The 19,155-nt window shown below is 63.5% G+C and carries 21 protein-coding genes; 9 read left to right on the top strand and 12 right to left on the bottom strand.

The window, feature by feature from the left end; genetic code table 11:
- Positions 1-9 precede the first annotated feature (9 nt).
- The gene (locus tag D2V07_RS12365; protein ID WP_325049018.1) at positions 10-1,650 is read right to left on the bottom strand and encodes a CHASE domain-containing protein; all 1,641 of its coding nucleotides are present in this window, start codon (positions 1,648-1,650) and stop codon (positions 10-12) included.
- Between the two features lie 272 nt (positions 1,651-1,922).
- On the opposite strand from D2V07_RS12365, the gene D2V07_RS12370 reads away from it, so the two are divergent.
- The 3 genes from D2V07_RS12370 to D2V07_RS12380 all read left to right on the top strand — a co-directional run bounded on the left by D2V07_RS12370 (position 1,923) and on the right by D2V07_RS12380 (position 3,967).
- Positions 1,923-2,105: a NepR family anti-sigma factor gene (locus D2V07_RS12370; protein ID WP_119587308.1), complete on the top strand. Its 183-nt coding sequence runs from the start codon at positions 1,923-1,925 to the stop codon at positions 2,103-2,105.
- On the top strand, positions 2,102-2,734 hold the full coding sequence (locus D2V07_RS12375; RefSeq protein WP_119587309.1) for a sigma-70 family RNA polymerase sigma factor: 633 nt from the start codon (positions 2,102-2,104) through the stop codon (positions 2,732-2,734). Before D2V07_RS12370 ends, D2V07_RS12375 begins: the two co-directional genes overlap by 4 nt.
- 72 nt (positions 2,735-2,806) lie before the next feature.
- Positions 2,807-3,967 carry an AI-2E family transporter gene (locus D2V07_RS12380; protein WP_119587310.1) on the top strand — a complete coding sequence of 387 codons (1,161 nt, stop codon included), beginning with the start codon at positions 2,807-2,809 and terminating at the stop codon, positions 3,965-3,967.
- 85 nt (positions 3,968-4,052) lie between these two features.
- Here the strand turns inward: D2V07_RS12380 and D2V07_RS12385 are convergent, their stop codons facing one another.
- Positions 4,053-4,664: a superoxide dismutase gene (locus D2V07_RS12385; RefSeq protein WP_119587311.1), complete on the bottom strand. Its 612-nt coding sequence runs from the start codon at positions 4,662-4,664 to the stop codon at positions 4,053-4,055.
- A 174-nt stretch (positions 4,665-4,838) separates the two neighbouring features.
- Between D2V07_RS12385 and glmM the strand changes: the two genes are divergently transcribed.
- The 3 genes from glmM to D2V07_RS12400 all read left to right on the top strand — a co-directional run bounded on the left by glmM (position 4,839) and on the right by D2V07_RS12400 (position 8,113).
- Positions 4,839-6,176 (top strand): phosphoglucosamine mutase, encoded by a 1,338-nt coding sequence (glmM, locus tag D2V07_RS12390; protein ID WP_119587312.1) that lies wholly within the window; start codon positions 4,839-4,841, stop codon positions 6,174-6,176.
- 4 nt (positions 6,177-6,180) lie between these two features.
- Entirely contained in the window at positions 6,181-6,933 is a 753-nt protein-coding gene (gene thiD, locus D2V07_RS12395; RefSeq protein ID WP_119587313.1) for a bifunctional hydroxymethylpyrimidine kinase/phosphomethylpyrimidine kinase, read from the top strand.
- Positions 6,934-7,078: 145 nt separating this feature from the next.
- A complete protein-coding gene (locus tag D2V07_RS12400) occupies positions 7,079-8,113 on the top strand; it encodes a sodium:calcium antiporter (protein ID WP_119587315.1) in 1,035 nt (344 codons plus the stop codon).
- Positions 8,114-8,135: 22 nt separating this feature from the next.
- On the opposite strand, the gene D2V07_RS12405 is transcribed toward D2V07_RS12400, so the two are convergent.
- The 10 genes from D2V07_RS12405 to D2V07_RS12450 all read right to left on the bottom strand — a co-directional run bounded on the left by D2V07_RS12405 (position 8,136) and on the right by D2V07_RS12450 (position 16,928).
- A complete protein-coding gene (locus tag D2V07_RS12405; protein WP_119587450.1) occupies positions 8,136-8,993 on the bottom strand; it encodes an LOG family protein in 858 nt (285 codons plus the stop codon).
- Positions 8,994-9,138: 145 nt separating this feature from the next.
- Positions 9,139-9,276, bottom strand: coding sequence for a DUF2474 domain-containing protein (locus D2V07_RS12410; protein WP_119587316.1), 138 nt, complete (start codon positions 9,274-9,276; stop codon positions 9,139-9,141).
- Positions 9,260-10,261, bottom strand: a complete 1,002-nt coding sequence (gene cydB, locus D2V07_RS12415) for a cytochrome d ubiquinol oxidase subunit II (RefSeq protein ID WP_119587317.1) — start codon at positions 10,259-10,261, stop codon at positions 9,260-9,262. The genes D2V07_RS12410 and cydB overlap by 17 nt, the downstream gene beginning before the upstream one ends.
- Positions 10,258-11,718 carry a cytochrome ubiquinol oxidase subunit I gene (locus tag D2V07_RS12420; RefSeq protein WP_119587319.1) on the bottom strand — a complete coding sequence of 487 codons (1,461 nt, stop codon included), beginning with the start codon at positions 11,716-11,718 and terminating at the stop codon, positions 10,258-10,260. The genes cydB and D2V07_RS12420 overlap by 4 nt, the downstream gene beginning before the upstream one ends.
- Positions 11,719-11,809: 91 nt before the next feature.
- Complete coding sequence (locus D2V07_RS12425; RefSeq protein WP_119587320.1) at positions 11,810-13,564, bottom strand: SulP family inorganic anion transporter; 1,755 nt, start codon at positions 13,562-13,564, stop codon at positions 11,810-11,812.
- A 9-nt stretch (positions 13,565-13,573) separates the two neighbouring features.
- Positions 13,574-14,800: an NAD(P)/FAD-dependent oxidoreductase gene (locus D2V07_RS12430; protein ID WP_119587321.1), complete on the bottom strand. Its 1,227-nt coding sequence runs from the start codon at positions 14,798-14,800 to the stop codon at positions 13,574-13,576.
- 13 nt (positions 14,801-14,813) lie between these two features.
- Positions 14,814-15,143, bottom strand: coding sequence for a TIGR01244 family sulfur transferase (locus tag D2V07_RS18865; protein WP_119587322.1), 330 nt, complete (start codon positions 15,141-15,143; stop codon positions 14,814-14,816).
- Complete coding sequence (locus D2V07_RS12440) at positions 15,143-15,556, bottom strand: DUF6691 family protein (RefSeq protein WP_119587323.1); 414 nt, start codon at positions 15,554-15,556, stop codon at positions 15,143-15,145. Before D2V07_RS12440 ends, D2V07_RS18865 begins: the two co-directional genes overlap by 1 nt.
- A complete protein-coding gene (locus tag D2V07_RS12445) occupies positions 15,553-16,002 on the bottom strand; it encodes a YeeE/YedE family protein (protein WP_119587324.1) in 450 nt (149 codons plus the stop codon). Before D2V07_RS12445 ends, D2V07_RS12440 begins: the two co-directional genes overlap by 4 nt.
- Positions 15,999-16,928, bottom strand: coding sequence for an MBL fold metallo-hydrolase (locus tag D2V07_RS12450; RefSeq protein WP_119587325.1), 930 nt, complete (start codon positions 16,926-16,928; stop codon positions 15,999-16,001). The genes D2V07_RS12445 and D2V07_RS12450 overlap by 4 nt, the downstream gene beginning before the upstream one ends.
- Positions 16,929-17,005: 77 nt before the next feature.
- On the opposite strand from D2V07_RS12450, the gene D2V07_RS12455 reads away from it, so the two are divergent.
- The 3 genes from D2V07_RS12455 to bioB all read left to right on the top strand — a co-directional run bounded on the left by D2V07_RS12455 (position 17,006) and on the right by bioB (position 19,149).
- Positions 17,006-17,644: a peroxiredoxin gene (locus D2V07_RS12455; protein WP_119587327.1), complete on the top strand. Its 639-nt coding sequence runs from the start codon at positions 17,006-17,008 to the stop codon at positions 17,642-17,644.
- On the top strand, positions 17,644-17,991 hold the full coding sequence (locus D2V07_RS12460) for an ArsR/SmtB family transcription factor (RefSeq protein WP_119587328.1): 348 nt from the start codon (positions 17,644-17,646) through the stop codon (positions 17,989-17,991). The genes D2V07_RS12455 and D2V07_RS12460 overlap by 1 nt, the downstream gene beginning before the upstream one ends.
- A 108-nt stretch (positions 17,992-18,099) precedes the next feature.
- On the top strand, positions 18,100-19,149 hold the full coding sequence (gene bioB / locus D2V07_RS12465) for a biotin synthase BioB (RefSeq protein WP_119587451.1): 1,050 nt from the start codon (positions 18,100-18,102) through the stop codon (positions 19,147-19,149).
- Positions 19,150-19,155 lie beyond the last annotated feature (6 nt).

Genomic DNA, 19,155 nt, shown 5'->3' on the forward strand with positions numbered 1-19,155 from the left:
CCGTCCACATCAGGCGTCGGTGCGCGCTTCCTCCGCGCGCTGCGCACGAATCATGAATTCGCTGGGTCGCCGTACCGGGATGAGCAATACGCAGCGCACACCCTCGGGATCGAAATCCAGTTCGACTGGATGGCGCAGTTCGTGGGCGACGATCCGTTCGATCAGGTCGGTGCCGAAACCGCGCGACCGCTCCTGCTTGACCGGCGGTCCGCCGCGCTCCAGCCACTCCACGCGCACAAGGCTTTCCGAGACCAGCCGCCAGTGCACGCTTACCTTGCCGCCCGGCTGGCTGAGCGCGCCATATTTTGCAGCATTCGTCGCGAGTTCGTGCACCGCGAGGCCAAGCGACAGGGCGTCGTTCGGTGCCAGTTCGACCTGCGGCCCGACCATCTCGACCGCGTGTTCACTGTCATCGGCATAGGGAAGCAGTTCGGCGTCGATCACCGCCTTGATCGGGGTGGAGCCCCAATCCGACTGCGTGAGAAGATCGTGCGTCGCTGACAACGCGCGGATGCGGCCATCCAAGCCTGTGGCGAATTCGTCCACGTCGGTGGCCCGGCGGCGGGTGAGTGCGATAATCGACAGCACGTTGGCAAGCGTGTTCTTAACGCGGTGGTTAAGCTCCCGGGTCAGCGAATTGCGGATAGAGGCCTGTTCCTCGAACCATGCCAGCGCGCTCTCGTCTTCCTGCGCCTGCTGCGTGAGCATGCGCACCAGCAACATCAGCAGACTGGCGACCAGCAAGCCGAAAATGAGCGTCGCCATCGAGAGGCCCGACAGCCCCCTGTCCCGAACCGTACTGACGGCCAGTCGCCAAGGGTTGTTGGCAATCGTCACAGTCTTGGTAACATCGTTGCGATTGTCGAGATCGCCATCGAACGTGCTGGCCAGCAGGGTATCTTCACCGCCCGCAGCCTCGCTATCGTAGAGGCGTACGCCGTAGGAACCGGCATCTTCGAGTTCCAGCGCGCTTTGCAGGAAATCCCCGGCATTGAACGGGGAATAGATGAAACCCTTCAGCGTACGTCCGCCCGCTCCCGGTTCGAACACCGGCATGTAGATCAGGAAACCTGGCGAGATCCCTTCCCCTTCCTGCTGCAGTACGATCGCATCGGTGGCGGTAGGGCGCGATGTCCGCTCCGCCTCCGTCATGGCGGCACGCCGGATCGGCTCGGAATACATGTCGTAGCCGAGCGCCCGGCGATTGCGTTCGGTATCGGGCTGCAAGTAGGTAACAGGGATGGCGAACGGCTGGTCGCCGCTGAAGCGGGGATGGATCTCTGCCTTGGAGGTTACTTCCTCGGCCATCCGGCTCTCGAACTCCTCGATCTGCGAGGGGCGCACTACCATCGCCCAGCCGATACCTTCGGCGCCGCGATAGTCGGCATCCAGGCGCAGTTCGGAAACGAAGCGGCGAAAATCGTCTGCCGGCACTTCGTCCATCGTGGATAGCAGCGCCGCCCCCGCCCGCAGGTAAGCACTGCTGGCGTTGGCCCGGCGTTCCAATGCCGATGCGATGGCCGTCGCGCGGGCGTTGAGCTGGGCCTGCTGCCGCTCGTGCTCGCCCCGCTCGATTGCGAATATGGAAAGAATCGTGATAGCCGCGATCAGCAGGAAGATGCCCAGCGGCATGCCGCGCGGATAGCGCATCAGCCACCGCTTCGTCCTGCTACGCCTGCTGACCTGCTGCTGCAAAATATTCCCTCGACCCAAAGGGGTTATCTCGACCCCGCAGATTGACCGTGCCGCCCGGATCGCAAAAATGCAAACAGCCGGAAGGGCGGATTAACTCTTTGGGGAACCGGATGCGCCCCGTTTCGTTCCGCAAACACACTTAAGGCAACTACGCATTGGTGAACGCACGATCTCTATCGTTCACCAACAGAGCGGAAAAATGCATGGCGACGGGAAATTTTGCACTCATGTCATCGTCTAAAGACGGAGAAAAGGCTGCCAAGGGCCTAAAGGACGACGCAGCCAGCAAGGCGCGTGATCCGGAATGGGCAAACAGCCTGAAAAAACTTTACAAGTCAGTGGTGGACGAACCACTGCCCGATTCCTTCAAGAGCCTGCTTTCGAAGCTGGATGAAGACGGGCGCAAATGAGCAACGCCAAGCCAAAGCGCGAGCTGCCTGAACGCAGCGCGGACGACAAGCGCGCCTTCAAACGGGAGCTGACAGAAGTCGTTCCGCACCTGCGCGCGTTCGCCCGCGGCCTTTGCGGTCGTCCCGACATGGCAGATGACCTCGTGCAGGAGGCCCTGCTGAAAGCCTGGGCCGCCCAGGAACGTTTCGAGCCCGGCACGTCCATGCGGGCATGGACCTTCGTGATCCTGCGCAATGCCTACCTCACCGACATGCGCCGCAACCGTTTCCGCGGCGAATATGACGAGACGGTTGCCGAACGTATCCTGACGGCCCCTGCCGGACAGGAAGAACCGCTTCACCTGTCCGACCTGCACCGCGCATTGCTGACACTTCCGCCAGAACGGCGCGAGGCGCTGCTGCTGGTGGGTGCCGGCGGCTTCTCCTACGAGGAAGCGGCCAATATCTGCGGGTGCGCGGTCGGCACGATCAAGAGCCGCGTGGGCCGTGCCCGCGCCGCGCTTTCCAGCATGATGGAAGACGGCGACATTCCGGACCGTGCGCTGACCGATCCTGCCGCGCACCGGGCCATCCTGGAGGAACTGGACGAAGTAGCCGCGGGTCGCGGTGAAGCGGCTGCCTCCAAGTAGTCGCCGCTTGATCGCGCCACTGCAAAGCGACATGCTGCGGCCAGGCAGGCAGGGAAAGACAGAAATACGCCGATGAGCCCCGAGGGTGACAGTCCAGGCAACGCGGCAGATCGCAATCCCGGTCGTCGCAGGGCGATGACCTTTGCGGCGCAGGAACTGCGGCTGATTTCAGCCCTCGTGGTCCTGCTGGCGATAGGCCTGTTCCTGGCTCTGCCGTTCGTGCTCTCCATCGGTTCGGTGGTGTTCCTGCCACTGGTGGCGGCCCTGATCCTCACCATCATCCTGTCCCCGCTGGCGGACAAGCTGGCGATGTGGCTGCCCAACTTCCTCGCCTCGATCCTGGCATTGCTGGTGTTCTTTTCCGTGCTGGCGCTTGCCTTTACGGCGGTGTTTGCCCCCGCCATCACGCTCTACGACCAGGTCCCGCGCATGACCCGGCAGGTGGGCGAGCATTTCAGCGATTTGCAAACAACCTTTGCCTGGGTAGGCGAACTGAACGACCAGCTAACTTCTCTTACGGGAGCAGCGGAAGGGCAGCAGGTAGTGCTTGCCAGCCCCAGCATGCTGGAACAGCTCGCTTTTGCCACTCCTACCGTGCTGCTCGAAACGCTGCTCACCTTCATGCTGGCGTTCTTCATGATCGAGGCGCGCATTCGCCTGCGTCGCCGCCTGTTGCTGGAACGCCAGCAAGTGGGTGCCAGCCTCAAGGCCGCGCGTGCTATTCGCGAGGTGCAGGACAGGGTGGCCGCCTACATTCTCACTGTCGGCCTCATAAACACCTGCGTCGGCGTGGTGGTGGCTCTGGGCGCCTGGGTGATGGGGCTGGACGCGCCGATCATGTGGGGCGGGCTCGCGGCGCTGCTCAACTTCATTCCCTATGTCGGCCCGTTGCTGATGGTGGTCCTGTTGGGACTGTTCGGCATCGGATCGGCGGAATCCGTGTTCGTCGGCCTGATCCCTGCGGCAGCCTATCTTGGCCTGCACACTGTCGAGGCTAACGTGATAACCCCTGCCGTGCTGGGCGCGCGCTTTACGATGAATCCGGTGCTGATCCTGCTGGCGCTATCCTATTTCGGCTGGATCTGGGGCGTGGCGGGCGCGCTGCTTTCGGTGCCTATCCTGCTGACGCTGACCGCGCTGGTCGATCACCTGGGCAGGCCCAATTTCATCGGCTTCATATTTGGAGAGCCGCTGTTCCAGACCAACGTCCTCGAACTGGGCGAACAGGACTAACTACCCCGTAGCGGGCATAAGAAAGGGGCCGCCTCCATGTCGGAAGCGGCCCCTTTTCCGTGTCGCGTAAACGCGGCGCCTGTTATCAGGCGGAGTAGATCCAGGTGCTGCCGCGCGCCAGGTTGTCGGCGGCGAAGTCCCAGTTGAGGTGTCCGTCGACCACTGCCGAGAGATAGCTCGGACGGGCGTTCTGGTGGTCGAGATAGTAGGCGTGCTCCCACAGGTCGATCACCAGCAGCGGGTTGTAATCCTGGTCGGCCAGCGTGTCGGCGTCGTGCGTGTCGACGACTTCCAGCTTACCGCCCTTTTCGGCCAGCCAGACCCAACCGCTGGCGAAGTGGCCTGCGCCCTTGGACTTCAGTTCGTCCTTCAGCTTGTCGAGCGAGCCGAAGGCTTCGTCGATCTTCGATGCGAGGTCGCCCGAGGGACCGCTGGTCGAAGGCGTCAGCGAATGCCAGTAGAACCCGTGGTTCCATACCTGTGCGGAATTGTTGAACAGGCCGCCGTCGCTGCCGCGCGATGCCGCGATCACTTCTTCCAGCGACTTGTCCGCATGGGCGGTGCCTTCGATGGCGGAGTTGGTCTTGTCGACATAGGCCTGATGGTGCTTGCCATGGTGATAGTTGAACGTTTCGGCGGTGATTGCCGGGGCAATGGCTTCCTTGTCAAAGGGAAGCGGCATCAGTGAAAAAGCCATTCGATCTGTCTCCTGTTGAATCGGTTGTCGTCTAACCAATGCGCGAGACGGCGTGTTGTTGCATATCCCGCACGAGAATTCCGCGCCTATCTGGTCTCACGCTGACCCCGTGACAAGAGGGCCGAATGGCGGCATGGCTCTGCAGCAAAGCGACACACGCAAAGAAGGACGAATATGGGACGCGAGTTTTTCGGCACCGACGGCATCCGGGGCCGCGCCAACGGCAGGAAATTGAATGCCTCCACGGCGATGAAGGTAGGCCAGGCGGCGGGCCGCCATTTCCTGCGCGGCGATCACAAGCACCGCGTGGTGATCGGCAAGGACACGCGCCTGTCGGGCTACATGATGGAGAACGCGCTGGTGGCAGGTTTCACCAGCGTAGGGATGGACGTGATCATGACCGGGCCGCTGCCCACCCCCGCCGTCGCCCTGCTGACGCGCGAGATGCGGGCCGATATCGGGGTGATGATCTCCGCCAGTCACAACCCCTACGACGACAACGGCATCAAGCTCTTCGGCCCCGACGGCTTCAAGCTGTCGGACGCGGACGAGGAAGCGATCGAGGCCGCCATGCGCGAAGAGCAGACGCTGGCCGAGGGCGATCATATCGGCCGTGCGCGGCGGATCGAGGATGCGCGCGGGCGTTATATCCACGCGGTGAAACAGTCACTGCCCGAAGACGTGCGGCTCGATGGCCTCAGGATCGTGGTCGATTGCGCCCACGGCGCGGCATACCAGGTGGCCCCGACCGCAATCTGGGAGCTGGGAGCCGAGGTGATTGCCATGGGCGTTGCTCCCAATGGCCTCAACATCAATGACGGGGTCGGCTCCACGCACTTGGAGGCCATCCAGAAGCGTGTGGTGGATGAGGGCGCTGACCTGGGTATCGCGCTGGACGGCGATGCCGACCGCCTGATCGTCATCGACGAGAAGGGCCGCGCGGTCGACGGGGACCAGATCATGGCGCTGATCGGCAGCCGCTGGGCAAAGGACGGGCGGCTGAAAGGCGGCGGCGTGGTGGCCACGGTCATGTCGAACCTCGGGCTGGAGCGGTTCCTGCAGGGCAAGGGCCTGGAGCTCGTGCGCACCAAGGTTGGCGACCGTTATGTACTGGGCGCGATGAAATCGGGCGGGTACAACGTGGGGGGCGAGCAATCGGGCCACATGATCCTGCTGGACCATGCCACCACCGGCGATGGCACCGTCGCTGCGCTGCAGGTGCTGGCCGCGCTGGTACGCTCCGGCAAACCCGCGAGCGAGGTGCTGCACCTGTTCGATCCTGTGCCGCAACTGTTGAAAAACGTGCGTTACGAAAGCGGCGATCCGCTGGAGAACAACCTCGTAAAGGACGCCATTGCCACCGCCAAGGGAGAGCTCGGTGGCAGCGGCCGACTGGTGATCCGCAAGTCCGGTACCGAGCCGCTGATACGCGTCATGGCCGAGGGCGACGATGCGGGCGAGGTCGAGCGCGTAGTGGATTCCATCTGCGACGCGGTAAAGGCCGCGGTCTGATCGCGTGAGCGCCCGCCCGCCCCGCATCCTCGTGATTGCCGGTTCCGACAGTTCGGGCGGGGCCGGGATACAAGCGGACATCAAGACCGTCACCATGCTGGGCGGCTATGCCATGACCGCCATCACCGCCGTCACCGCGCAGAATACGCGCGGCGTTACCGGTGTAGAGGCGCTGTCGCCCGATTTCGTTGCGGCGCAGATCGACGCCTGCCTCGAAGATATCGGCGCGGACGCGGTCAAGATCGGTATGCTGGGCAGCGCCGACATCGCCGAAGTCGTGGCAGACCGGCTGGAAGACCTTGGCAAGCCTATCGTGTTCGACCCCGTCATGGTCGCTACCAGCGGCAGCGTGCTGGCAGACGAGGCCACCATAGAGGTGTTCGAATGGCTGATGGATCTTGCCACCCTCACCACCCCCAACGTGCCCGAGCTTGAGGCGCTGGGAGGCGCTTCCGGAATGGCAGCACGCGGCGTCACTTACCTCGCCAAGGGCGGCGATGCCGACGGGCCGATGGTGGAGGACCGCCTCGTGCGCCCCGGCACGCAAGACGTGGTGTGGAGCGACGCGCGTATCGTCACGAAGCACACACACGGCACCGGCTGCACCCTGTCGAGCGCGATTGCCACGCATCTGGGGCACGGGCTCGACCTGGAACAGGCGATTGCCAAGGCCCGCCTGTTCGTGCGCGAGGCGCTGAAGAGCGCGCCCGGTTTCGGCTTGGGCAACGGGCCGCTGGGGCATCAGGCGGTGCGCTGATCCGCAGGCGATGTGAAACGCTGACCGAACCTATGGATATCCTTGCTTGTGCAGCAGGGGTCTGATTTCATAGGCTCCCAGCCGATCAGAAGAATTTTCGCCGGGCAACATCGCCGCCTCCACCAACTCGCGCCGGGATAGGTGTTTGCCAGATCTAGCAACGTTCTCCTCGCCGGTCCTTCTCGCGCTTTTCGCCGTTGCTGCGCTGGTTATCGCGGTGCTTGGAAGCCGGATGGCGGGGATCGCCGATACGCTGGCCGATCGCACCGGCTGGGGCGAGGCTCTCATCGGTTCGATCCTGCTCGGCGCCGGCACCAGCATCTCGGGGATCGTCGCCTCGATCAGCAGCGCTGCAGACGGGGCGCCCGAACTGAGCGTGGCCAATGCCTATGGCGGAATAGCGGCACAGACGATGTTCCTGGCGCTGGCCGACATCGCCTATCGCAAGGTGAACCTCGAACATGCCGCCGCCAGCGCGGTCAATCTGGGCCAGGCGATTACGCTGATCATTCTCACGTCCCTGCCGATCCTTGCAGTGACGGTTCCTCCGTTCGCAATCATGGGCGTCAATCCGTTGAGCCCCGTGCTTGTCCTCGTCTACCTCATCGGCCTCCACAACGCGCACTCGATCAAGCGCGAGCCGATGTGGCTTCCTCGCCAGACCGACGCTACGCGCGATGAGGAGGATGACGAGGAGAACGATCCGCACTCGACCCGTTTCCTTGCCTTCGTATTCCTTGCCCTGGTGGGCGTCGTGGGTATCTGCGGATGGGCGGTAGGCCAGGCAGGGATAGAGCTGTCGGAGCGTTACGACCTCTCGCAGGGCGTCGTCGGCGCCTTGCTGACCGCTGTCATTACCTCGCTGCCCGAACTGGTGACGACGGTCGCCGCCGTGCGCAAGGGCGCTCTCCAGCTTGCGGTCGGAGGGATCATCGGGGGCAACATGTTCGATGCCCTTTTCATCGCGGCCAGCGATGTCGCCTACCGCGACGGCAGCATCTATCACGCGATCTCGGAGCGCTCGCTATTCTGGATTGCGCTGGTCGTGCTGATGATGGCGATCCTGCTCATGGGCTTGCTGAAACGCGAGAGGCAGGGGCCAGGCGGGATAGGATGGGAATCCCTGCTGGTCCTCGCGCTCTGGATTGCGGGGGCAGGCTTGCAGGCCTGGATGGGCTGACTGCCCTTCCACCGGCCGTGCTTCAGATCTCGCAATCCATCCCGGCTGCGCCGTCGTCGTTCAGGCAGTAGAATTCACGGATCGCGTCCCAGCCTTCCTCGGCGGTTTCGCACCATGTGATCAGGTCGAGGTCCTTTTTCGAGACTGTGCCTTCCTCGGCAATCGCCTCGAAATTCACCACCCGGTTCCAGAAGTCCTTGCCGAACAGCAGGACGGGAATGCGCTTCATCTTGCCGGTCTGGATCAGCGTGAGCAGTTCGAACATCTCGTCGAAGGTCCCGAAACCGCCGGGGAACACCGCCACGGCCCGCGCGCGGATGAGGAAGTGCATCTTGCGCAGCGCGAAGTAATGGAAGTTCAGCGACAGGTACGGCGTCACGTAGGGATTGGGCGCCTGCTCGTGCGGCAGGATGATGTTCAGGCCGATGGACTCGCCGCCCGCATCGCTGGCGCCGCGGTTGGCGGCTTCCATGATCGAGGGGCCCCCGCCCGATGTGACCACGAACTGCCGCTTACCATCCTCGACGATGGATTTCTCCGTAACCATGCGGGCCAGGCGGTAGGCCTCGGCGTAGTACTTCGCCTTCTTGGCGAGGTTGTGCACTACCAGCGCCTCTTCCTCGGGCAGGTTTTCCGCCTGCTTCAGCGCGTCCTCGGTAGCTTCGGGCGGGGGGATACGGGCGGAGCCGTACATCACCAGCGTCGAACCGACCCGCGCCTCGTCCAGCACCATGGTGGGCTTCAGCAGCTCGAGCTGGAAGCGGACCGGGCGCAGTTCCTCGCGCAGCAGGAAGTCCTCGTCGCGGAAGGCAAGGCGATAGGCCGGGTGGCGCGTTTGCGGAGTAGAGTTGTCGACGGAATCGGCAAAGCCGGCTTCCATGTCGGCGTGGTAGAACTTGTGGTCCTTCAGATCGTGGTCGGCGGTGTCCGGGCTATCTGCCACGCGGTATTCCTCTCGATATCAAACAGCATCGGGAGGTAGGGCCTTGGCGGACAAATTTAAAGGCGCGATATCGATCGCAGGTTCAAGGGGCGAGCCACCAGCGGATGACCATGGCAACCGCTCCCAGCACACTGATGCTGGCAAGCCAGATCCCCGCCATCCACGCCAGCCGCTTCCACAGCGGCGCCTCTGTCTCTCCGGGCCTAGTGGTATCCTTCATCGTCCACCTTCCCGCGGAACACCCAGTAGGCCCATGCAGTGTAGCCGATGATCAGCGGCATGGTGATGGCAACGCCGATCAGCATGAACACCTGGCTGCGTTCCGGCGCGGCGGCATCCCAGATAGTGACATCGGGCGGCACCACGAATGGCCATATCGTCACGCCCAGCCCCGCCATACCAAGGAAGAACAGCAGCAGCGCCAGCCAGAACGGCTTGGAATTGCGCTCCTTCGTCACCGCCCGCAGCAGCGAGATTGCCACGATCGCAGTGAGGATAGGCACCGGCGCGGCAAAGTAGATTTCCGGCGCGGTCAGCCAGCGGGCGGCGTATTCGGCGTTCAGCAATACGTTGTAGACGCTGACCGCACCCATCAATGCCAGCGTGGCAATGCCCGCGCGCATTGCCAGCTTGCGCGCATGGGCCTGTCCCTCGCCGTCCAGCTTCCAGATTAGCCAGGTGGCGCCCAGCAGGGCGTAACCTGCCACGGTGCCAAGACCCGTGAGCAAGGTGTAGGGCGTCAGCCAGTCGAACCAACTTCCGGCGTATGCGCGGCCCGACACCTCGATGCCTTGAAGCAAGGCGCCCAGTGTCATCCCTTGCGCCATCGCCGCCACGAACGATCCGCCGGTGAAAGCGAAGTCCCAAAGGCGCCGGTGGCCAGGGTCACGCCAGCGGTATTCGAAGGCGACGCCCCGGAACACCAGGCCCAGCAGCATGGCTATGATGAGGGGGTAGGTGGCAGGCAGGATCACCGCATAGGCTAGCGGGAACGCGGCAAACAGCCCGCCGCCGCCCAGCACCAGCCAGGTCTCGTTACCGTCCCAGACAGGCGCGATGGAGTTCATCGCCCGGTCGCGCTCGCGCCCCGGATCGAAGGTGGGAAAGAGGATGCCGATCCCAAGGTCGAACCCGTCCATCACCACGTAGGCGAACACGGCGAAAGCGATGATGAAGGCCCAGATCGTCGTCAAATCGATGCTCATGGCGCTTCCTCCGGTTCGTGCCTGGTGCCAGAGAGGTCGTGCGTGGTCGCATCGGTCGGGTCCTGGGTAAGGCCAGGGGTGATGCCGGCGGTGCGGATCGGCCCCTTGTCTCCGCGCTTTGCACCCAGTTCGCCGGTGTGCGGCGGCTTGTGCATCAGGTGCAGGATATACCACACGCCCGCGCCGAACACGGCGAAGTAGACGATCACGAAAGCCAGCAGCGATGTTGCCACGGCGGGCGCGGCCAGCGGACTGGCAGCGTCGGCGGTTCGCAGCAGGCCGTAGACCACGTAAGGCTGTCGGCCGACTTCGGTGGTGATCCAGCCGCACAGCACGGCCAGGAAGCCGGATGGTCCCATGACCAGCGCGGCCCGGTGCAGCCAGGACCACTCGTACAGCTTGCCGCGCCAGCGCGCGAAGAGACTCCACACGCCCACCGCCATCATGGCCATGCCGATGGCAATCATGATGCGGAACGCCCAGAACACTAGGAACACCGGCGGCTGCTCGTCATCGGGAATGGTATCCAGCCCCTCGATCGGCGCATCCCAGTGGTGCTTGAGGATCAGGCTGGAAAGCTTTGGGATACCTACGGCGTAGTCGAGCCGCTGCTCATCGTCATTGGGAATACCGAACACGTAGAGCGGCGCGCCGTCGGGATAGCTCTTGTAGTGCCCCTCCATCGCCATGACCTTCTGCGGCTGGTGCTCCATCGTGTTGAGGCCGTGCATGTCGCCCGCCACGATCTGGATCGGCGCGACGATCGCGGCCATCCACATCGCCATTGAGAACATCTTGCGCGCGTGAAGGTTCGCCCTGTCCTTCAGCAGGTGCCAGGCACCGACGCCGCCCACCACGAAGGCGGTGGTGAGGTATGCCGCCAGCACGGTATGGACGAGGCGATAGGGGAAGCTGGGGTTGAATACGATAGCCGCCCAGCTGTCTCCCGGCATGAATTGGCCGTTCGCGCCCATTTCAAAGCCAACCGGGGTCTGCATCCAGCTGTTCACCGACAGAATCCAGAAGGCCGAGATGAAGGTGCCCACAGCCACCATCAAGGTGGCGGCGAAGTGCAGTTTCTTGCCGACCTTGTTCATGCCGAACAGCATCACGCCGAGGAAACCTGCCTCCAGGAAGAAGGCGGTCAGAACCTCGTATGCCATCAACGGCCCGATCACCGGGCCAGCCAGATCGGAAAAGACCGACCAGTTGGTGCCGAACTGGTAGCTCATCACGATGCCCGAGACGACGCCCATGGCAAAGGCGATGGCGAAAATCTTGATCCAGTATTTGAACAGGTCGAGGTAAATCTGCTTGCCGGTCTTCAGCCACAAACCTTCCAGCACCGCCAGGTAACTGGCGAGGCCGATTGAGAAAGCGGGGAAGAAGAAGTGGAAGCTCACCGTGAAGGCAAACTGGATACGGGCGAGTAACAGGGCGTCTAGGCCGTCGAACATGGTTCTTCCTTAGCGCGTTGCCGCCGCCATAGACTGTTGCGGCAGTTGCAACGAATCGCGATTGCGCACCATATGGTGCAGAAATAACAACTCAGATCATACCCCTAGCCATGTCGGCGGGTTTGCCAGGGTAGTTGCCATCGTCGCGCAGCGCCTCGGCAAAGGCGCGAGCCTGCGAGAGGTAGACCTTGCCGCTCAGCTCTTCGGGGAAGGCCGTGCGCGCCAGCCGGTCCATCACCGGGCCTTTCACCTCGGACAAGTGCAGCCGGATACCGGCATCATCCAGCCGGTGGTTGATCGCCTCCAAGCTTTCGAGGCCCGATGCGTCGATCTCGTTCACCGCGCTGCACATCAGGATGACGTGGCGCACTTTCGGGCGGTCTGCCACCTGTTCGAGCACGTATTCCTCCAGCCAGCGGGCGTTGAGAAAGGTCAGCGCCTCGTCGATGCGGATGGAGAGCACGTGGTCCGCGGTGAAGACCTTGTGCCTGTCCACATTGCGGAAATGCTCTGTTTCCGGCACGCGGCCCACGATGGCGGCATGCGGACGGCTGGCCCGCCAGAGGTAAAGCAGCAGGCCAACGGAAACACCGGCGATCACGCCCATCTCCACGCCCGCCAGCAGCGTGATGGCAATCGTGGCGACATGTGCGGCAAAGTCCGCCTTCGAATAGGTCCACAGCTGCTTCGGTGTCTTCAGGTCCACCAGTGCCAGCACCGCGACGATTATGGTCGCCGCCAGCACGGCGATCGGCAGGCTAAACAGCAGCGGGGTGAGGAAAAGGCTGGCAAGCGCGATGCCTACGGCGGTGAAGGCACCTGCGGCGGGCGTCTGCGCGCCTGCATCGAAGTTCACGACAGACCGGGCAAAGCCGCCGGTCACCGGGTAGCCGCCGGAAAAGGCGCTCGCGATGTTGGATGCGCCAAGGCCGATCAGCTCCTGGTCGGGCGAAATGCGCTGGCGACGCTTGGCGGCCAGTGTCTGCGCCACGCTGACGCTTTCGACAAAGCCGATGATAGAGATGAGCAGCGCGGGCACGAACAGTTGCCGGATCAGCGAAACATCGGTGCTCGGCACCGCGAAAGGCGGCAGTCCGGAGGGTATTTCGCCGGTGATGTTCACGCCCTTACCCTCAAGGTCGAGGGCGATCACGGCAACGATACTGACAGCCACGGCCAGCACCGGCCCTGCCTTGGCAGCAATTTCGGCAGCCTTCGGCGTCGCACCGAGGCGCACCAGCAGCGGCTTCAGCCCCTTGCGCACCCAGAACAGGAACACGACCGCGGGCACGCCAACGGCCAGTGTCCACGGGTTCGCGTTGCCGATGTTGGCGGCGAGCGAGCCGAGCATGTCGGGCCAGGTATCGCCGCCGCCTTGAATGCCCAGCACATGGCGCAATTGGCTGGTCGCGATCAGCACGCCGCTGGCGGTGATGAAGCCGCTTATAACGGGGTGTGACAGCAGGTTCGCAAGGAAGCCCATGCGCAGCACGCCCAGAACGAACAGCATCACGCCCGAAAGCGCGGCCAGCGTGATCGCTGCCTCGAGATATTCCGCCGTGCCCTGAGCCGCCACGGCGCCTACCGCGCTCGCCGTCATCAGCGAAACGACTGCTACCGGCCCGACCGCCAATGTGCGGCTGGTACCGAACACGGCATAAGCGACCAACGGCAGGATCGAGGCATACAGGCCCACCACCGGCGGCAGACCCGCCAGCAGCGCGTAGGCGAGGCTTTGCGGGATCAGCATGATGGTGACGATCACCGCTGCGACCATGTCGTTGCTCAGCGCCTCGCCATTATAGGTCCGGCCCCAGTCGAGGATGGGGAAATAGCGTTTGAGCATGACGCGCGATCAGGCCCCGCCGATTGGCTTTGCCATCCATTCACGCCCTTTCAGCATGGCGTGCCAATAGATTTGGGGAAGCACCTCCGCCTTCAGCTTCCACGCGGCGCGCGACGGTTTCGTCCCGTCCAGCACCCATTTGGGGAAGGTCGGCAGCAAGGTGCCGCCGTAACCGAACTCGGCCAGCACGATCTTGCCACGCTCCACCGTAAGTGGGCAACTGCCGTACCCGTCATAACTGCCGCTGAGCGGATTTCCTGCAAGCTGCGCCAGAGCATTCACGGCGGCGACGGGTGCCTGCTTGCGCGCGGCCGCCATCGTCTTGGCGTTGGGCGTGCTGCTGCAATCGCCCAGCGCGAAGACCTCCGGATGGTTCACGTGTTGCAGCGTGTGCTGGTCCACTTCGGCATAGCCAGCTTCGTTCGCCAGCGTGCTGGCGGCGACAACCGGGTTGCCCTTCTGCGGAGGGCAGACGTGCAGCATGTCGAAGCTTCGCTCCACTTCGCCATTTTCGGTGGCGAACCATGCCTTCTTCGCGGGGCCATCGACACGGGTGAGCGTGGAGCCGAAGTTCAGATCGATCCCGTACCGCTCCACGTATTCCATCAGCGCGGGCACATAGTCCGCCACGCCGAACAGCACGCCACCGTTGTTGTGGAATTCGACGTCGATATCGCCGAGGATTCCGCGCTTTTCCCAATCGGAGCAGGAGAGGTACATCGCCTTCTGCGGTGCGCCTGCGCACTTGATCGGCATGGCCGGCTGGGTGAACAGCGCGCGGCCCTTGCGCGTCTGCTGCACCAGTTGCCAAGTGTAGGGCGCAAGGTCGTAGCGGTAGTTCGACGTGACGCCGTTCTCGCCCAGCGTCTCTTCGAGCCCTTCGATCTCTTCCCATGCAAGGCGGTTGCCCATGGCCACCACCAGCACATCGTAGGATACGCGCCCGCCTTCGGAATATTCTACGATACGGCTTTCGGGATCGAAGCCGGTGACTGCGGCCTTCAGCCACGTCACCTCTTTGGGCATCACCGCGGCCTCGGGCCGGACGGTCTCGTCCTTCTCGAACACGCCGCCGCCCACCATGGTCCAGCCGGGCTGGTAGTAATGCTCGTCACTCGGTTCGATGATCGCGATGTCGAGGCCGGGGTGACGGTTCAGCATGGAGGCCGCAGTGGCGATCCCTGCCGATCCCCCGCCAGCAATGAGGACGGTGTGGTGGCTGTGATGGGCAGTCATGATATTCTCCGTTTCAGCCGCTTACGGCGTGGTGCAGCATCGTGCAGCGGTTGCCGGTGCGGCAATAGGCGAGCACGGGCGCGGGCATCTCGGCCAGCGCGCGGGCGAATTCGTCCTTCTGCATCTCGACCGGGTGCATGGCGTCGACGGGGATGTGACGAACCTCCATCCCCTGCGCCTGCGCCGCGGCGGCGATATCGGCGAAATCGGGCTGGCCCGGTTCTTCGTCATCGGGCCGATTGCAGATGATGGACTTGAACCCGGCCTCCGCCAGTTGCTCCACCTCTTCCGCAGTAACCTGCCCAGCGACGGAGAGTGTTTCGGAAAGTTTCGTGGGTTCCATCAGCTTTTTCCTTCGATAAGTCGCAACAGGGCCATGCCAACCAGCATGGAGACGACGAAGATCGCAGCCGCCGCGGGCTGAATCGCCAGCGCGGCAATGCCCGGACCGGGGCACAGGCCCGCGATGCCCCAGCCCACGCCGAACAGCACCGCGCCGCCGATCAGTTTCGGGGTGAGTTCGTTCTTGGTGGGGACGTGGAAACCGTCAGCAAGGATCGGGCGCGCCATGCCGGGCACCACGCGCCAGGCGATCGCCATCACCACAAGTGCGCCGCCCATCACGAAAGCCAGCGTCGGGTCCCAGTCGCCGAACAGGTCGAGGAAGCCACGCACGCGCGCAGGATCGGTCATGCCGCCGATAGTCAGGCCAGCGCCGAACAGCACACCGGAGATAAGGGAGAAGAGCGTTTTCACTTCAGCACATCCATGCCTGCGGCGTTCATCACTGCCACCGTGGCGATGCCGGCGGCCATGAAAGTGATCGTGGCCACGATGGAGCGGCCCGAAAGGCGGCTGATGCCGCACACCCCGTGGCCGCTGGTGCAACCGCTACCCAGCCTGGTGCCGAAGCCGACCAGCAGACCGGCAATGATTAGGGGGACAGGCCCGGCAAAGCTTGGCTCAAGACCGCCCTGTGCCAGCATCACCGCCAGCGCGCCTAGCGGCAGGCCGATCACGAAAGCCCACGCGCCGATACGGTCTATGCCGCTGCCACCCAGTCCCGCAGCCTTGGCCGCAATTCCGGATACACCCGCGATGCGGCCCAGCATCAGCAGCATGACCGCCGCCGCCACGCCGATCAGCGCGCCGCCGATCAGGCCATCGACCGGCGCGGCATCGGGAAAACCGGGGATCGTCATACCGCGTTCACGGGTATCTTGATGTAGGAGACCCCGTTATCCTCGGGCTCCGGCAGGCGACCGCCGCGAATGTTCACCTGCACGGACGGCATGATGAGCGTGGGCATGTCCAGCGTCCTGTCGCGGCTCGTGCGCATCTCCACGAATTCCTCTTCGGTCACGCCGTCCTTCACGTGGACGTTCTCCTCGCGCTGCCGCTTGACGGTGGTTTCCCACGCATATTCATCGCGGCCGGGCGCCTTGTAATCGTGGCACAGGAACAGGCGCGTTTCTCCCGGCAATGAGAGAAGGCGGCGGATCGACTGGAACAACTGCCGCGCATCGCCGCCGGGAAAGTCCGCCCGTGCGGTACCGAAATCGGGCATGAAGATCGTGTCGCCCACGAAGGCCGCGTCGCCGATGATGAAAGCCATGTCAGCTGGCGTATGGCCGGGTACGTGCAGGGCAATCCCCTTCAGTTCGCCCAGTGCGAATTCCTCGCCATCGGTGAAGAGGTGATCGAACTGCGATCCGTCCCGCTCGAAATCCGTGCCTGCATTGAACAGCTTGCCGAACACTTCCTGCACGCGAATGATATCCCTGCCGATCGACAGCTTGCCGCCCAGTTTTTCCTGCAAATAGGGTGCAGCGGAGATATGGTCCGCGTGAGCGTGGGTTTCGATCAGCCACGTCACTTTCAGGTCATTGGTTTCGACATATTCGATAATCAGGTCCGCCGACCCGAACGAGGTGCGGCCCGAATTGGGCGCGTAGTCTAGGACAGAATCGATGATCGCCGCCTCGCTGGTAGCGGGATCGTGTACGACGTAACTGATCGTGTTCGTCGCCTCGTCGAAGAAACCGGCGATGGTCGGACGCTTGGCCGTATCAGCCCGCGCGCGCTCGATCTGCGCCGCTGCCCGAGAGAGGGCTTCATCGTTTTGCATGAGGCAATTCCTTTATTCGATTTCGTAAAATGATAATATGTATTGCACGTAATTACGTCAAGGAGTAGGTCACTTGCATGGAATTTGAAATTGATCATCCAAAGAGCCGCCCACCACGCATCGGCGACAAGGCACCTGCCTTTTCGGCACGCGCCACCACCGGGCATGTGAACCTCACCGATTTTCGCGGGAAATGGCTGGTCCTCTTCTCGCACCCGGCGGATTTCACGCCGGTCTGCACGTCGGAGTTCGTCGCGCTGGCGCGCAAGGCCGATGATTTTGCCAGGCGCGACTGCGCGCTTATGGCGCTGTCCATCGACACCCTGTTCTCGCACTTCGCATGGCTGCGCCTGATCAGAGACCGTTTCGGCGTGGAGGTGCGCTTCCCCGTCATAGAGGACCCGACGATGGTGATCGCCGCCGCTTATGGCATGGCCAGTCCCGGCGACCCGGACACGTGGGGGGTGCGCAACACCTATTTTATCGATCCTGACGGGGTAATCCGGGCGATCACCTGCTATCCGCCCAACGTGGGCCGATCGATCCCGGAAATGCTCCGCCTGCTTGATGCATTGCAGGCTGCCGACAGGAATGCGGCCCTCACCCCGGCCGACTGGAAAAAGGGCGATGCCCTGCTCAGCCCGCCCGGCGAAGCGCTGGATGCTGTCTTCGCTGCCGAAAATCCCGGGGACTGGTTCTGGCAGGAGCGCAAGTGATGGATGACGAACCCCTGCTTGGGGCATTGAAGGCTATCGCCCACCCCTCGCGCCTGAAAATCCTCCAGGCCCTTGCGAGCGGTGAAACCAACGTAGGCGAGATCGAGGAAGCGACGCAGATCGGTCAGCCCACGCTGTCCCAGCAGCTGGCCATCCTGCGCAAGGCCGGATTGGTAGAGACCCGGCGACAGGCCAAACTGGTTTACTATTCGCTCCATGCCGAAGCGATCGGCAATGTCGCCCGCGCAATCGCCGCATTTGCCCCTGCAAGCGCCCTGCCCGATACCGAATCCGGTGCGCGCAGGCCCGCTGCGGGCGTGGCCAATTTCGCCCGCCTCCACATCTGATCGCCTCCATTATCTCCCTCGCGATTGCGGGAGCGCTTCACGTGGGCGTCCTTTTTTGCCAAGGGGTGGCGCAACGCGCTTCCCGCGCAGAACAGGACGAACGATACCATGATCCGCACCGACTGGACCCGCGAAGAGATCGCCCAGCTCTTCGACCTGCCCTTTACCGAACTGTTGTTCCGTGCCGCGACGGTCCACCGCGAACACCACAGTGCCGATCAAGTGCAATTGTGCACCCTGCTCTCGATCAAGACCGGCGGCTGCCCCGAAGATTGCGGCTACTGCTCGCAAAGCGCCCACGCCGACAGTGGAGTTGAAGCGACCAAGCTGATGGACGTGCGCCAGGTGCTGCAATCGGCCGCGCAGGCGAAGGATGCCGGCAGCCAGCGCTTCTGCATGGGCGCGGCATGGCGCAACCCCAAAGAACGCGACATGCCCAAGATCGTGGAGATCGTGAAAGGCGTGCGCGAGATGGGCATGGAAACCTGCATGACGCTGGGCATGCTGTCCCCCTCTCAGGCAGAGCAGCTGAAGGACGCAGGCCTCGATTACTACAACCACAACATCGACACAGGGCCCGAGTATTACGAGCGCGTGATCACCACGCGCAAGTACGAGGACCGGCTGACCACGCTGGAGAACGTGCGGGCCGCAGGCATCAACGTGTGCAGCGGCGGCATCGTGGGCATGGGCGAAACGCGGGAGGACCGCGTCGGCTTCGTCCACACACTGGCCACGCTGGAGCGGCATCCCGAGAGCGTGCCGGTGAACGCGCTGGTGCCGGTCAAGGGCACGCCGCTGGGTGACATGCTGGCCGACACCCCGATGGCCAAGATCGACGATATCGAATTCGTGCGCACCGTGGCCGTCGCGCGGATTGCGATGCCGATGAGCATGGTACGCCTGTCCGCAGGCCGCGAATCCATGTCGGACGCCACGCAGGCGCTGGCCTTCATGGCCGGTGCGAACTCCATCTTCACCGGCGAGAAGCTGCTCACAGCTCCCAATGCGGGCGACGATAGCGATGCCGCGCTGTTCGCCCGGCTCGGCCTCACGCCAATGCAGGGCGAGGAACCGATGCGAGCCGTCGGCGGCTGTTCGGCCGGCTGCGCCACGAAAGCAGAGGCACCCCAAGAGGTCCAGGCCGAACTCACCTGAGCCAGC

The organism is Aurantiacibacter zhengii (assembly GCF_003584125.1).
In the GTDB taxonomy this organism is placed as follows: Bacteria; Pseudomonadota; Alphaproteobacteria; order Sphingomonadales; family Sphingomonadaceae; genus Alteraurantiacibacter; species Alteraurantiacibacter zhengii.